We start from the raw sequence: 13781 nt of genomic DNA, 5'->3' as shown, positions 1-13781 counted from the left end.
TAGACTTGATAGTTAGTTTCATTTTTTTAATAAACTTTTTATCTCTTTATCATTACCTGTTAGTTGCCATCCCACTAAAGAAACAGGAATGATACCTGCTGCATAAAATTTTTCAAAAAATTGATAAAGCGTAAAATTTTCTTGATGCAAACGTCCCATGTCCATTAATAAATTTTCAATCAGGTACTTGCCTGTAACATAACAAGTGCCATAAGCAGGTTGACGTAAATATAAATGTTGTTCAAATCCTACTAAACTTTCGTCCCCGGTCCATCCTTTCGGAGTACATTCTACCTGAAATTTTCTTGCTTGTTCGTAATTAATCATATTGGCCTGGGCATAAAGGGAAGCCAATCCTCTTGCGCAGCGTTGAGCCAACATAATCCAAACTAATTCTCTTGCTCTTGGATTTTCATCCCACATTCCTGCATGCATTAATATTTCTTCCATACTGGTTGCTAACCCTTCATCTCTCATCATCCACATATTATATGGCAAAGCATCTTTCCGTAATAAGCTTTTGTTTGGATCTTTAACAAGCCCTTCTACTTCAAACCAATGGGTAGAATGGGAGAATAAAACAGCCGGGGCTAAATGCGTTATAATTGAAAAGAAATTTCTGTTTTGCTCAGGTACAAAATCACCTAAGTGTTTTCGAAGCGCAGGCTCCATATATTCTTTAACTGGCAGTATTTTTTTCTCTTGAATAAATTGCATCATTTTATTTACCGCTTCATCTGTTTTTTGAAGATATTCTGCTTTATTGCTAATGGGATTTAATGGAGGTAAATTTTTGTTTCTTTCTCTTTCTAATTGCAAGGATGCATAGGCTCTTGTTAATTCTCTTTTTAGTAACATTACTTCGTCATCCCAAGTAAGTGGAACAAGCAAAACATTTTTTAAATGCCAATTATACTGTTCTTTTCCAATTCCTGATGACCCGTTTTTAGAAGGGAGTTGTTTTTGTAACCATCCTATGAATTGATTACTGGCATTTATAGCTGCTGTAATAGATTGAGTTAATTCAACAGAAGTATTGTTTGTTTTATTGGCTAGTTCCACTAAAATAACTACTTGTTCTTTTATATTTCCAATTCCTGCGCTCCACAGGTCTCTCGCATTCCCTGTTAAATTTAATTTTGCCTGTTCGTAAAGTGGCGGAATAATTTTTAAAGAAGTGGATAGCTTTGCTGCGTCAATAGGGGATAGTGGGAAATTATATTTCCAAAGTTCAATCGCAGAAAAACTAGTTGGACCCTCATGATCAGGGGTATCACTTTGTTCATTCCACACAATTGCATAGAATGCAGGGTCTCGTTGCCAAGGCTTTAAAATGCGGCAATTAAATTCAAGGGCATTCATTTCTGCTTTCAGTAAAACATAGTCTACACGATTTTCTAATGACCAACCCGATGTATCAATTTTCGCATGCTTGTTCTTATAGTGAAGTAATTTTTGATAAATTTTACTAATTGTTTGGATACGATAGTCAGGAACCCCATTGGGTAAAGCAGTACGTTCTAACTGTCTTAATTCTTTACTGAGTGCTAAAAGATGGGAATAAGTATTATGAGCTGTTTGACCAAAACTGTTCAGACCTAATAATGAAGAAAGTATTACCGCAATAATCAATTTCATATAAATCAATTTTCGGTAAAAGATACTAACTAAATAATATCTATACGGTAATTCAATTGTTTCTTCAATCGAATATTTCCATTCGTAGGATAGATGCCAAATACCGCACTGCCGCTGCCGCTCATACTTGCATATAAAGCGCCGTCATTATAGAGTGCCAATTTGATTGCTTCAATTGCAGGATAATGCTGCATGATGGGGGATTCAAAATCATTGCTTAAATGATACTTCCAATCCTGAATAGGTAATTGAATGATCTCTTTAATTGATCTTGATGGTAACCCAGGTTGAATTTGTTCAAAAGCCCATTTGGTATTGATATGAATGCCGGGGTGTACTAAAACAAAACGATACTCCGATAAATCCAATTTTATTGGAGTTAAATCTTCGCCTCTTCCTGTTGCATAACAAGGTTGGTTAAGGATAAAAAATGGACAATCACTGCCTAGTTGAAGGGCGTATTGTATTAATTGCTCAGGGGATAACCCTAGCAAATATTTATCATTCAGTAATTGCAATGCAAATGCACCATCTGCACTTCCTCCGCCCAGTCCTGCTCCCATCGGAATGATTTTGTGTAAATGCAGGTGCACATTCGGCAGCTGAGGGAAATCTTTTTTTAATAAATGGTAGGCTTTTAAACAAAGATTCGTTTCTGGATTTCCTGGAATAGCTAAGCCTGAAGCGCTAAATTCTAAGTCGGTTGCAGTAACTACTTCCAATACATCTTTTAATGGTACTGGATAAAATACGGTCTCCAATTCATGAAATCCATCCGGTCTTTTTCCGGTAATATGTAATCCAAGATTAATTTTGCAGTTGGGAAAAGTGACCATGGGCTTTAGTGCAAAGCACTATTTTCTTTTTTTCAACTCATCACGAATAGCGATGGCTCTGATATAATCTTCTTGTTCTAGCACTTCATTTAATAAATTATTGAGCTCTTCTATATTGAGGGTGCTTAGGTCTGAACGTTCGCTACTGCCAGCAGGCTCTTCTGATCCTACTGCTTCCATTTTGGGTTTTGCAGCGCCACCCTCTTCCATAGCAATGCCTGCGCTTTCTAAAATATTATCGTAGGTGTAAATAGGACAGCCAAATCTTACCGCCAATGCCAATGCATCGCTGGTGCGGCTATCTATTTCAACGGTATCGTTATCGGTATAGCAAACTAATTTTGAATAGAAAATGCCTTCTTGTAAATCGTTGATGATGATTTCTTGCAATTCAACCCCAAATGCATTCATGAAATTTTTCATCAAGTCGTGCGTGAGTGGACGACTGGGATGCATGTTTTCTAAAGCTACTGCAATTGCCTGTGCCTCGAACCCTCCAATTACAATCGGGAGTCTACGTAAGCCATTCATTTCACCCAATACTACTGCATAAGAGTGGGTTTGTGTAATGCTGTGAGAAAGCGCTACAATTTCCAGTTCAATCTTCTTCATATTGTGTGCTAAATTAACTTAAAAATGCGAATGAATCATGCGTTGCCTTGTTTCTTCAACCATTTGTCGAAAAGGAAAGTTCCAAACGGAAAAAAGGCTGCTAAAAAGGCATAGATTAGGTATTTAAAAGGCCAGTTGTCTTGTTCTTTTACCCATAGCGCTAGGGCCAAATAAGCAACAAATAAAAGACCGTGTGCCCAACCAGTGTATTTTACTGCCAATGGGTAGCCAGCTAAATATTTCAATGGCATGGCAATGCCTAATAATAATAATAAAGAAATTCCTTCTGCATAACCTATTGTTCTAAATAAGCCTGATGCTTTCCCAGCTGATTTTTGCATAGTTGCAAAACTACCAAAATTTATGTGCAAATTGTGTTGCTAAATACGTTAAAATGCCCCAATTTAATATTCATGAAATTCCTTCTTGTAAATTAATTGAAGGATACGATGCACAGTTTATACATACTACTAACGCTACTTATTCTCACGTGAAAGCTGTTGCTGGCGCAGTATTGCCAACACACTCGCATCCCCAAGAGCAAGTTTCCTATATTTTGGATGGAACTTTTGAATTAACCGTAGATGGGGTAAAACATGTACTAGAACCGGGGCAGGTATTTGTGATTCCCTCTAATACGATGCACAGCGGCCTAGCAATCACCAACTGTTTTATACTCGATGTCTTCACGCCATTGCGTGAAGACTATCGAGAAAAAGGTGGAATCAATTTAGGTTAAGCACCTGCTTTCATTTTTTGAATCGCAGCGGTTAATTGTGGAACTACTTCAAACGCATCTCCTACAATACCGTAGTCTGCTGCTTTAAAGAAGGGTGCTTCAGGATCTTTGTTGATTACAACAATTACTTTAGAACGATTTACGCCTGCTAAGTGTTGAATAGCGCCAGAAATACCAATAGCGATATACAAGTTAGGGGCAACTTGAACGCCGGTTTGACCTACGTGTTCATGATGTGGTCTCCAATGTGCATCTCCCACTGGTCGGCTACAAGCTGTTGCAGCGCCCAATTCTTTAGCAAGATCTAATAAAATACCCCAATGTTCTGGCCCTTTTAAACCTCTACCACCACTTACCACAATATCGGCCTCAGTTAATGGAACTTCTCCGGTTATTTTATTCACTGCAGTTACTTTTACTTTAGGCTCGCTAACAGTTACAGCTAATTCTTCAACAGCAGCAGTGCCTTCTGTTGCAACAGTCTTGTAAGCATTTGGATTTAAAGAAACTACTTTAATGGCTGAAAGGATATTCACATTTGCATAAGCCTTACCAGAGAAAACTGTTTTCTTTACAGAAAAACCATTACTAGTATCTGGCAATGCGCATGCCCCAGCTACAAGGCCAGCTTTCAATTTAGCAGCTACTCTTGCAGCCACTGCTTTCCCTGTTTGGTTATGAGAAAATACAATTACTGTAGCGCCACTGGTAGAAGCAGCTTCACTGATTACACTTGCATAAACTTGTGCGTCTACATTGTTTAGCAATGCATTGCTAACTTGGTGTATTTTGCTCACACCATATTTTCCTAGTGCTGCTAAGTCATCGCTTACTGTACCTAATACAATACCTTCAGCAGTAGTACCCAATTGCTTGGCTACATCTGCCCCATAAGTAAGTGCTTCTAAAGAAGATTTTTTTACATGACCTTCTGATTGGTCGATAAATATTAAAACTGACATGTTGAATTATTTTGTGTGATGATCGTTTGTTTAACAAACACTAGATTAAATGGCTTTGGCTTCTTCGTGTAATAATCTGACTAGTTCAGCAACATTATCGGGAGCCACCAATTTAACCCCAGCTTTTGCAGGAGGTAATTCAAAGCTAGCAATACTAGTTAATGCATCTACAGCAGCAGGTTCAACCACTTTAAGTGGCTTGGTTCTTGCAGCCATAATTCCACGCATATTGGGGATTCTTTGTTCTGCCATTCCTTTTTGGCAACTTACCACAACAGGAAGGGCAACTTCAGCTGTTTCTTCCCCACCTTCAATTTCACGAACAACGGTTGCCGTTGTTCCGTTCAAATCAAATTTGGTAGCTAAGGAAATATACGGCGCATCTACTAATTCTGCGATCATACCACCAATAGAAGATCCATTATAATCAATGGTTTCTTTCCCTGTAAAAATAATATCATAACCACCTTGCTTAGCTACTTCTGCAATTTGCGCTGCAATATAATACGCATCGCTATTGTCGGTATTTACTCGGATGGCTTCGTCTCCGCCCAAGGCTAATGCCTTTCTGATAATAGGTTCTGCATCTGCATTGCCAACGGTTACTAAGTGAATGGTAGCTGCCGGATTTGCTTCTTTTAATTCAATGGCTCTTACCAAAGAATACCACTCGTCGTATGGATTAATAATCCATTGAACACCCGCTTCATCAAATTTGGTATTGCCATCGGTGAAGGCAATTTTAGAAGTCGTGTCTGGTGTTTTGCTAACACAAACTAAAATCTTCATATGGTTATGGTTTATCTATTAAATAGTTGTTTATGCAACTATTGCAAATATAATGTGAGAAATGAACAACTGTTCGTATTTAACCAAAAAATAACCAAAAAGTTTCGAGCTTTAAGGTTTAGGCTTTTCTGAGCTGGATTCCTTTGACATTTCTTTAGCAAAAAATGCAGCCAAATTGTCTAATTCGGCTTTGGTTAAAGGATTTTCAATTTTCAATAAAGCTTCATTGGAGAGGGCTTTGTCTAATTCCTTGTCCTCCTCCTGATTCATATTATGTTGATTGTCTTTTTCCACCTTGTAAAAGTACGGAATTTCATACTTTAGCCTCATGAATCGAATTGCCAGAATTCAAGAAATGTTACAATCCAACCCCACAGATTATTTTTTGCGTCATGCATTAGCATTGGAGTGGATCAAGATTGGAAATGATGAAGCAGCTAAAGTATTGTTTGAAGCCATCTTAACAGAAAATCCAACTTATATTGGTTCTTACTACCATTTGGCCAAATTACTTGAAAGAATAGGGGAAACCTCTGCGGCCATTCAATGGTACGAGAAAGGTATGGAAGCAGCAAAAGCTGCAAAAGACCAGCATTCCTATAATGAATTGCAATCTGCCTACGAAGATTTAGTTTACTAATAGCATAACCATTAACGATACTAAAAAATTGCCATCATGTCTTACGATTACCAAAAATACAAGACCCCAACAGGGACACAATTGAATTGTAAAGGGTGGGTGCAAGAAGCTGCATTAAGAATGTTGTTAAACAACCTTGATCCTGCTGTAGCAGAAAGACCCGAAGACTTAATTGTATATGGAGGAAGAGGTAAAGCTGCGCGCAATTTTGATGCATTAGATAAAATAATTGCTTCCTTAAAATCATTGGAAGAAAACGAAACACTGTTGATTCAAAGTGGCAAGCCAGTGGGTATTATGAAAACCCATAAAGATGCGCCAAGGGTTTTATTGAGCAATTCTCAGTTGGTGCCCAATTGGGCCAATTGGAAACATTTTGCTGAATTAGAACAGAAGGGCCTAATGATGTATGGTCAAATGACTGCGGGCAGTTGGATTTATATTGGATCGCAAGGAATTGTGCAAGGAACTTTTGAAACCTATGCAGCCATTGCCGATAAACATTTTGGCGGCACTTTAAAAGGAACCTTAAATGTAACAGCTGGGCTAGGGGGTATGGGTGGAGCACAACCGCTGGCTATTACCATGAACGAAGGGGTTGCATTAATTGCTGAAGTGGAAGAATGGAGAATTGATAAGCGTGTTGAAACAAAATACCTAGATGAAAAATTTATTGATATTGATGCAGCCATTGACCAAGCGCTTAAGTACAAAGCTGCGGGTGAAGCAAAAAGTATTGGCGTATTATGTAATGCGATTGATTTATTACAAGCATTGTTAAATCGAAATTGTATACCTGATACCTTAACTGATCAAACATCTGCACATGATCCTTTAATTGGTTATATCCCGCATCAAATGAGCAACGAGGAAGCAACTGCTTTGCGCGGGTCTGATCCCGAAGGATATATTGCTAAAAGTTATGAAAGCATGTATTTACATGTGCAATTAATGCTGCAATTAATGGATAGGGGTTCCATTACTTTTGATTACGGGAATAATATAAGAGCAAGGGCAAAAGAATTTGAAGAGCAGCAACAAGCAAAAGGCAATGCATTAACTTATGTTGTAGGAAGATCATTTGATTTTCCTGGCTTTGTACCCGCTTATATACGCCCATTATTTTGTGAAGGGAAGGGACCGTTTAGATGGGCTGCCTTAAGTGGGGATCCTGCAGATATAGCAGTAACGGATGAAGTAATACAAAACTTATTTCCCCAAAATAAAAGCATGCAACGGTGGATGAAAATGGCTAAAGAAAAAATTGCATTTCAAGGATTGCCTGCTAGAATTTGTTGGTTAGGGCAAGGTGAAAGAGAAATTGCTGGTTTGGCATTTAATGAATTGGTCAAAACAGGAAAAGTAAAAGCGCCCATTGTTATTGGGAGAGATCATTTAGATACAGGTTCAGTGGCTTCTCCTAATAGGGAAACAGAAGCTATGTTAGATGGGTCAGATGCAGTAGCTGATTGGCCAGTATTAAATGCTTTAGTAAATACTGCTGGAGGTGCCAGTTGGGTTTCTTTACACCATGGCGGTGGAGTGGGGATGGGTTATTCTATTCATGCAGGAATGGTGATTGTTGCAGATGGAACAGATGAAGCTGCTACAAGACTGGCAAGGGTTTTACGCAATGATCCAGGTATGGGTGTGATTAGGCATGCAGATGCAGGTTATGAAATTGCCCAAGCAACTGCAGCTCAATTTAATTTAGGGCTTTAAGATTCATCCATCCATCATAATCCAGTCAAATCATACGGTACTCTTACAGAAGTTTTGTATTATTACCTTATGAAAAATATGACGCAAAAATTAAATAAATCTTTCAACCTACTAGTAGTGGGTTTGGGATTAATTGCTTTGCCCGTTGTGGCACAGGAGAAATTAAATCCTACTGTTGAAGCTATTATTAAAGAAGCCAATACCAATTCTCAATTGCAAAGATTGGGGCATGAGTTAATGGATGGAGTAGGACCTCGCTTAGTGGGTTCATCTAAAATGGTTCAAGCAAGTGATTGGGCAATTGCGCAATATAAAAATTGGGGGATAGAAGCTAAAAGAGAAAACTATGGAACTTGGCGAGGATGGGATAGAGGCGTGACGCATATCGATATGGTAGCTCCTTGGACAAGGTCTTTAGAAGGTACTCAGTTGGCATTTAGCCCAGCTACTAAAAAGCCAGTAACTGCAGAAACCATCGTATTGGCTGATGTAGCAGACTCATTGGCATTTCAAGCATGGTTGCCCAATGTTAAAGGAAAATTTGTATTGATTTCAATGCCTCAACCAACCGGACGTCCAGATTATAACTGGGCAGAGTTTGGAACTAAAGCATCCATTGACAAAATGAAAAAAGAACGCGCTGATGCAACCGATGCTTGGCGCAAACGCATCAGCAAAACTGGTTTGAGTGCTGCAAAATTAGCGCAAGCTTTAGAAAATGCAGGAGCCGTTGGAGTGGTAGGAAGCTTATGGAGCAATGGTTTTGGCGTAAACAAAATTTTTGCAGCCAACACCAAAAAAGTTCCAACAATTGATATTGCTTTAGAAGATTATGCTTTATTGTTTCGTTTAACTGAATCTGGTCAAGCTCCTAAGATTACTGTGTTTGCTCAGTCTAAAGAGTTAGGCGTAGTTCCAACATTCAATACTTTGGCAGAAATGAAAGGCACAGAAAAGCCGAATGAATATGTTATGTTATCTGCACATTTTGATTCTTGGGATGGTGGAACAGGTGCTACTGATAATGGAACAGGAACCTTAGTGATGATGGAAGCAATGCGCATTTTAAAAGCAGTGTATCCCAATCCTAAAAGAACCATTTTAGTAGGCCATTGGGGTTCTGAAGAACAAGGATTAAATGGGTCACGTGCATTTGTTGAAGACCATCCTGAAGTAGTAAAAAATTTGCAAGCATTATTTAATCAAGACAATGGTACTGGTCGTGTTGTGAATTTAGGTGGAGCCGGATTTAAATATGCAAAGGATTTTATTACCCGTTGGTTAGCAGCAGCCCCTTCTTATATTAGAGATACGGTAAGAACTAGTTTCCCTGGCTCACCTGCTGGCGGTGGCTCTGATAATGCATCGTTTATTGCAGTTGGTGCACCTGCATTTTCTTTAGGTGCTTTGGGTTGGTCTTATGGAAATTACACCTGGCATACCAATAGAGATACTTACGATAAAATCGTATTTGATGATGTACGGAACAATGCCATTTTAACTGCTATTTTAGTGTATATGGCTTGTGAAGATCCAGAGCGTATGCCAACCGATAAAGCAGAATTGCCTGCAGGTCCTCGTGGTCCGCAAGTGTGGCCAACACAAGGCAAAGCCAAGCGTGCGGGTGGTTATGATAATTAAGTATTAACGTCTATTATTTATTTATGAAGAAAATATTATTGCCTTTTTTATTGGTTGGGTTGATTACAACTCTTGCTTTTGCAGAAAGACCTATAAAAGACAAGCCGATTAAAACGGGTGCAGATCAAACGGATAAATACTTGTCTTATTTAAAAGGTAAGCGAGTGGCATTATTAGCTAATCCTACCACAATTGTAGGAGACAAGCATTTTGTAGACAGCATGTTAAAGCTGGGCGTAAATATTGTAAAAGTATTTGGTCCTGAACATGGATTCAGGGGCAATGCTAGTGCAGGCATAAAAGTAGCGGACGAAGTAGACCCAACAAGTGGCGTAAAAGTGGTGTCTTTATATGGCCCTAAACGCAAGCCTTCTAAGGAAGACATGGCTGATGTAGACCTGATGATTTTTGATATACAAGATGTGGGTTGTCGTTTTTATACCTATATCAATGTATTGAGTCATATCATGGAAGCTTGTGCAGAAAATGGAAAAGAACTATTGATATTAGACAGACCCAATCCCAACGGTTACTTAGTGGATGGTCCTATTTTAGACATGAAATTCAAATCGGGAATTGGAATGTTCCCTATTCCGATTGCGCATGGTATGACCATTGCTGAATTTGCTCAAATGATTAATGGGGAAGGATGGTTGCCCAATAAAATGCAGGCCAAATTGAAAATCATTAAGGTGGCCAATTATGCACATGATATGGACTATACTTTACCAGTGAAGCCATCTCCCAATTTGAATACACAGCAAAGTATAATGTTGTATCCTACCACCTGCTTGTTCGAAGGAACAGTATTGAATCATGGAAGAGGCACCATGTTCCCTTTTACCATTTTTGGAAGTCCCTTGTATAAAGGTATTTATGATTTTTCATTTACACCTGTTAGCATCAAAGGCATGGCAGAAACTCCTTTGCACATGAATAAAGAATGTTACGGATTAGATCTTCGTAAGGTGGATATTGCTGAATTGAAAAAGAAGAATCGCATTCAAATTCAATGGATGATTGATCTCTATAACAAGTTTCCTGCTAAGGAACAATTCTTTGATCGGTCACAGAGTAACCAAATAGGAGATATCAATAAATTAATAGGGAATGATGTATTTCGCAAGCAAGTTGCAGAAGGAAAATCAGTAGAAGAAATTTATGCTTCTTGGGAGCCTGGATTATCTGAATACAAAACTATGCGAAAGAAATATTTACTCTACCCCTAGTAAGTATTAGTCATATCTGTATCAACGCAAATAATAAAGTCTGCTTTGCCTAAATGTTCGGCGAGCAGGCTTTTTATATTAGTCTGACTAACTGTTGAAATCGTTCCTATTTTAAGATTTGGTTTTTGTTGCTTTAAATACCAATTGATGCCGTCAAAATAATCAGAATGATAAGCTCCATTGTAGTGTAAAAACAATGAGCCGTTGGTATGATTGGCTAATATAAAATGGGCCATAGTGGCGTCTTTGCTAGCTTGTGCCTTGGGCATATTTTCGGTTGCATGTACACCCATCATTTTCATCATATTTACATATCCAGGTAAACTCGCATCATAAGCCATGGGTAAAGGAGCTATCCATTTTTTTTCTTCGCTGGTAAGGCTATCTAATTTTCCAAAACCTGCTTTGTTTACCAGTGCTGCATATTTTCTTGGAATATTGGTTGCAATAAAGGGGATATTATTTGCCTTTGCATAGTTCACCAATGGTGCATAATCGGTTGGATAATTTTTCCAAAGGCGGGCATTAGAGTCTAAGCCTTTTGCACTTAGTTTTCCTGATAAGTAATTGTTTAAGGCTTCTTGATTGTCTGCTTCAAACATTTCTGCCCCCAATACCATTTGTCTTTTTGCATGTAAGTCTTTGGTGACAGACAATTGAAGCCAATGTGCTATGGCATTATTGTGGTATTCACCAAATAGAACAATGTCTTTTTCTTTTAATTGGCGAATCATTTTTGTGTATGAAACTTTTCTGCCTTTTGAATCAAATAAAGTATAAGGGCTTTTTTGTTGCGCGTTTAATGCAGTCGTAAATGCAAATAACCAAAAGGCAATCAGTATCTTTTTCATGATGGGGTATTTAAAACCAAATATACCATATATGGCTAATCAACCGCTAACCAAATAAAGTTCCCTGAATTGCTTTAGTTGTAGTTATAGGTTTTTTCAGTAATACTAAGTCAAATCTATTGCTGGGGGAAACTTCAATTATAGGGCTTGGCTCGTACCTAGATGCAATTAATATTTGTGTTTGATTGGCATGTGGTTGAAAAGTTTCTAGCGCTAATGCAGGATTGTTGTTCTCTTTTGATAAATGGGAGAGTAACAAATGGCTCATGTTTTTAGGTCGATAATTTTTAAATAGATCGAGTGCCTGTCTATTAGAAATATGCCCTTTTCCATTACTTATTCTGTCTTTTAAAGGTTGCGAATAACGTCCATTTTTAAGAAGCACTTCATCATAATTAGACTCTAAAAAAGCAGCATGGCATTGTTGAAAATAATGGGTAACGTTATTGCATGCAATTCCAATATCGGTAATCACGCCTACATGAATCCCCTGATAGCTTACAATAAAACTATGCGGATCTGCTGCATCGTGTTCTTTACGAAAAGGAGTAATCATTAAGGCATTTTCAGCCTGGCAATAATTTTTACCAATGAAAATGGGTTGATTGGCTTCAAAAGATTGAGACAAGTGCCTGATTAATTTAGGTCCTCCTTTTGCGGTTTCAGGTGTTATATAAATGGGAAGTTTATATTTATTGGCAAAAGTAGAAAGCCCCTTAATATGGTCGGTATGTTCGTGTGAAATAAAAATGGCTCTAAGTTTTTCTACCGATAAATTCAGTTGTTTCATCCTGATTTCTGTTTCTCTTAAGGAAAGACCAATATCTACCAAAACCGCGTCTGTGTTATTTCCTATGTAATAACAGTTGCCGTTTGACCCAGAATTTAAAGAAGCAATTTGTAAACTCATGAACCGCAAATAAATGCCAATTTTCTTACAAAGCCATATAGATGGCATGTATTTTGTCTTATATTCCTTAAATGGATAATTATGAAAAAGACTTTTACACTATTGGTCTTCCTCATTGCAGTTGCCTTACAAATGCAAGCTCAGTCTAAGCAACCAAAACAGTTGGGTTTGCCTGGCGATAATTTTAATTTATATGCTGCACTTAAAGTTTTTCAAGAATCTAAAACTTTGGAAGATTTTGAGAAAACCATTAATGACCCAGAACGAAAAATCAATAACCTAGATTTAGACGGAGATGATCAAATTGATTATATCAGTGTGATAGATAAGGTTAAAGAAAATGTGCATAGTATTACTTTGCGGGTAGGGGTCAATAGCAGCGAACAGCAAGACATTGCAGTATTTGTTGTTACAAAAGAATCTGATAATCGCGTGTACATTCAGGTGGTGGGGGATGAAGATTTATACGGTAAAGACTATATTATAGAACCCAACTATGCTACTGAGGGTAGAACTAATCCTGGTTTTCGTTCAGACTTTGATGATGAATATGCTCCTACAGAACGAAGAACTATTTCTTATGTAGAAGTAGCCAGTTGGCCAATTGTGCAATACATTTATGTGCCTACTTACCGTCCTTGGGTTTCTATTTGGGGATGGAATAATTATCCCAATTGGTGGAGACCTTGGAGACCTTATTCATGGCATTGGTATTCTGGATACCATTATAATAATTTCAATATCTATTTCGGATATTTCTCAAGAAGTTCTTTTTATAGGAACCGTAATTGGTATAATTGGCATTATGGTAATAATGGATGGAGGTCTAGGTCGGTAGTATACATTAACCGATATCAACAAGGCTATTTTAGAAATACTTATAACAGACCACGATCTTTTCAAGAAGGATACAGGGTTTCAAGAGATCGGTTGCCTATGAATAGTCGACCAGTTTCAGTGAATTTTTCAAGGCCCAATTATAATGATCGCCGTCTTTATTCAAGACCTGATTGGAATGATAGAAATCGCCCTTATTCAAGACCTGATTGGAATGATAGAAATCGCCCGGAAGCTAGACCTGCTCTACCAAATCAGACGAATCGTCCTGAAGTGCGTTCTAATCCCCCTCAACGTACATCTCCCGAATCCAGGCCAGGAAATAGTGGTAGAGGAAACAGAAATGGTACTGGCACAACCAGGAACAATGATTAA

The 13781-nt window shown here is 38.1% G+C and carries 15 protein-coding genes; 6 read left to right on the top strand and 9 right to left on the bottom strand.

The features are described from left to right. Positions 1-18 precede the first annotated feature (18 nt). The 4 genes from ACTIEI_RS08440 to ACTIEI_RS08425 are packed head-to-tail and all read right to left on the bottom strand — an operon-like array spanning position 19 to position 3427. Positions 19-1638, bottom strand: coding sequence for a hypothetical protein (locus ACTIEI_RS08440; protein WP_439505855.1), 1620 nt, complete (start codon positions 1636-1638; stop codon positions 19-21). Positions 1639-1667: 29 nt separating this feature from the next. Continuing rightward, positions 1668-2474, bottom strand: a complete 807-nt coding sequence (gene ispE / locus ACTIEI_RS08435) for a 4-(cytidine 5'-diphospho)-2-C-methyl-D-erythritol kinase (protein WP_439505854.1) — start codon at positions 2472-2474, stop codon at positions 1668-1670. An 18-nt stretch (positions 2475-2492) separates the two neighbouring features. Continuing rightward, positions 2493-3086, bottom strand: coding sequence for a bifunctional nuclease family protein (locus ACTIEI_RS08430; protein ID WP_439505853.1), 594 nt, complete (start codon positions 3084-3086; stop codon positions 2493-2495). A 35-nt stretch (positions 3087-3121) separates the two neighbouring features. Further along, a complete protein-coding gene (locus ACTIEI_RS08425) occupies positions 3122-3427 on the bottom strand; it encodes a DUF3817 domain-containing protein (RefSeq protein ID WP_439505852.1) in 306 nt (101 codons plus the stop codon). Between the two features lie 53 nt (positions 3428-3480). Here ACTIEI_RS08425 and ACTIEI_RS08420 point away from each other — a divergent pair, with 53 nt between their 5' ends. Beyond that, positions 3481-3825, top strand: coding sequence for a cupin domain-containing protein (locus tag ACTIEI_RS08420; RefSeq protein ID WP_439505851.1), 345 nt, complete (start codon positions 3481-3483; stop codon positions 3823-3825). Here the strand turns inward: ACTIEI_RS08420 and ACTIEI_RS08415 are convergent. From ACTIEI_RS08415 to ACTIEI_RS08405, 3 genes are all read right to left on the bottom strand, one after another. Then, on the bottom strand, positions 3822-4787 hold the full coding sequence (locus ACTIEI_RS08415; protein WP_439505850.1) for an electron transfer flavoprotein subunit alpha/FixB family protein: 966 nt from the start codon (positions 4785-4787) through the stop codon (positions 3822-3824). The genes ACTIEI_RS08420 and ACTIEI_RS08415 overlap by 4 nt on opposite strands. Positions 4788-4832: 45 nt before the next feature. Next, the gene (locus tag ACTIEI_RS08410) at positions 4833-5576 is read right to left on the bottom strand and encodes an electron transfer flavoprotein subunit beta/FixA family protein (RefSeq protein WP_439505849.1); all 744 of its coding nucleotides are present in this window, start codon (positions 5574-5576) and stop codon (positions 4833-4835) included. 111 nt (positions 5577-5687) lie between these two features. Beyond that, positions 5688-5906, bottom strand: coding sequence for a hypothetical protein (locus tag ACTIEI_RS08405; protein ID WP_439505848.1), 219 nt, complete (start codon positions 5904-5906; stop codon positions 5688-5690). Here ACTIEI_RS08405 and ACTIEI_RS08400 point away from each other — a divergent pair. The 4 genes from ACTIEI_RS08400 (at position 5905) to ACTIEI_RS08385 (ending at position 10808) form a co-directional block, all read left to right on the top strand. Then, entirely contained in the window at positions 5905-6216 is a 312-nt protein-coding gene (locus ACTIEI_RS08400; protein ID WP_439505847.1) for a hypothetical protein, read from the top strand. The genes ACTIEI_RS08405 and ACTIEI_RS08400 overlap by 2 nt on opposite strands. A 36-nt stretch (positions 6217-6252) precedes the next feature. After that, positions 6253-7938 (top strand): urocanate hydratase, encoded by a 1686-nt coding sequence (hutU, locus tag ACTIEI_RS08395; protein ID WP_439505846.1) that lies wholly within the window; start codon positions 6253-6255, stop codon positions 7936-7938. Between the two features lie 69 nt (positions 7939-8007). Then, positions 8008-9579, top strand: a complete 1572-nt coding sequence (locus ACTIEI_RS08390) for a M20/M25/M40 family metallo-hydrolase (RefSeq protein WP_439505845.1) — start codon at positions 8008-8010, stop codon at positions 9577-9579. Between the two features lie 23 nt (positions 9580-9602). Next, positions 9603-10808 carry an exo-beta-N-acetylmuramidase NamZ family protein gene (locus ACTIEI_RS08385; protein ID WP_439505844.1) on the top strand — a complete coding sequence of 402 codons (1206 nt, stop codon included), beginning with the start codon at positions 9603-9605 and terminating at the stop codon, positions 10806-10808. Here the strand turns inward: ACTIEI_RS08385 and ACTIEI_RS08380 are convergent. Continuing rightward, positions 10805-11659, bottom strand: a complete 855-nt coding sequence (locus tag ACTIEI_RS08380) for a ChaN family lipoprotein (protein WP_439505843.1) — start codon at positions 11657-11659, stop codon at positions 10805-10807. The two genes, ACTIEI_RS08385 and ACTIEI_RS08380, sit on opposite strands and share 4 nt — an antisense overlap. 46 nt (positions 11660-11705) lie before the next feature. Beyond that, positions 11706-12569 carry an MBL fold metallo-hydrolase gene (locus ACTIEI_RS08375; RefSeq protein WP_439505842.1) on the bottom strand — a complete coding sequence of 288 codons (864 nt, stop codon included), beginning with the start codon at positions 12567-12569 and terminating at the stop codon, positions 11706-11708. Positions 12570-12650: 81 nt separating this feature from the next. Between ACTIEI_RS08375 and ACTIEI_RS08370 the strand changes: the two genes are divergently transcribed. Further along, complete coding sequence (locus ACTIEI_RS08370; protein WP_439505841.1) at positions 12651-13781, top strand: hypothetical protein; 1131 nt, start codon at positions 12651-12653, stop codon at positions 13779-13781.

The sequence above is a fragment of the Sediminibacterium sp. genome (genome assembly GCF_051860225.1).
Taxonomy (GTDB): domain Bacteria; phylum Bacteroidota; class Bacteroidia; order Chitinophagales; family Chitinophagaceae; genus Sediminibacterium.
This window is presented reverse-complemented; position numbering and strand designations above follow the sequence as displayed.

Excerpts from the sequence above, each read along its gene's own strand:
- ACTIEI_RS08370 (WP_439505841.1), top strand. The coding sequence starts at position 12,651 with ATGAAAAAGACTTTTACACTATTGGTCTTCCTCATTGCAGTTGCCTTA.
- ACTIEI_RS08390 (WP_439505845.1), top strand. The coding sequence starts at position 8,008 with ATGAAAAATATGACGCAAAAATTAAATAAATCTTTCAACCTACTAGTA.
- hutU (WP_439505846.1), top strand. The coding sequence starts at position 6,253 with ATGTCTTACGATTACCAAAAATACAAGACCCCAACAGGGACACAATTG.
- ACTIEI_RS08410 (WP_439505849.1), bottom strand. The coding sequence starts at position 5,576 with ATGAAGATTTTAGTTTGTGTTAGCAAAACACCAGACACGACTTCTAAA.
- ispE (WP_439505854.1), bottom strand. The coding sequence starts at position 2,474 with ATGGTCACTTTTCCCAACTGCAAAATTAATCTTGGATTACATATTACC.
- ACTIEI_RS08375 (WP_439505842.1), bottom strand. The coding sequence starts at position 12,569 with ATGAGTTTACAAATTGCTTCTTTAAATTCTGGGTCAAACGGCAACTGT.
- ACTIEI_RS08400 (WP_439505847.1), top strand. The coding sequence starts at position 5,905 with ATGAATCGAATTGCCAGAATTCAAGAAATGTTACAATCCAACCCCACA.
- ACTIEI_RS08430 (WP_439505853.1), bottom strand. The coding sequence starts at position 3,086 with ATGAAGAAGATTGAACTGGAAATTGTAGCGCTTTCTCACAGCATTACA.
- ACTIEI_RS08405 (WP_439505848.1), bottom strand. The coding sequence starts at position 5,906 with ATGAGGCTAAAGTATGAAATTCCGTACTTTTACAAGGTGGAAAAAGAC.
- ACTIEI_RS08420 (WP_439505851.1), top strand. The coding sequence starts at position 3,481 with ATGCCCCAATTTAATATTCATGAAATTCCTTCTTGTAAATTAATTGAA.
- ACTIEI_RS08415 (WP_439505850.1), bottom strand. The coding sequence starts at position 4,787 with ATGTCAGTTTTAATATTTATCGACCAATCAGAAGGTCATGTAAAAAAA.
- ACTIEI_RS08425 (WP_439505852.1), bottom strand. The coding sequence starts at position 3,427 with ATGCAAAAATCAGCTGGGAAAGCATCAGGCTTATTTAGAACAATAGGT.
- ACTIEI_RS08385 (WP_439505844.1), top strand. The coding sequence starts at position 9,603 with ATGAAGAAAATATTATTGCCTTTTTTATTGGTTGGGTTGATTACAACT.
- ACTIEI_RS08380 (WP_439505843.1), bottom strand. The coding sequence starts at position 11,659 with ATGAAAAAGATACTGATTGCCTTTTGGTTATTTGCATTTACGACTGCA.
- ACTIEI_RS08440 (WP_439505855.1), bottom strand. The coding sequence starts at position 1,638 with ATGAAATTGATTATTGCGGTAATACTTTCTTCATTATTAGGTCTGAAC.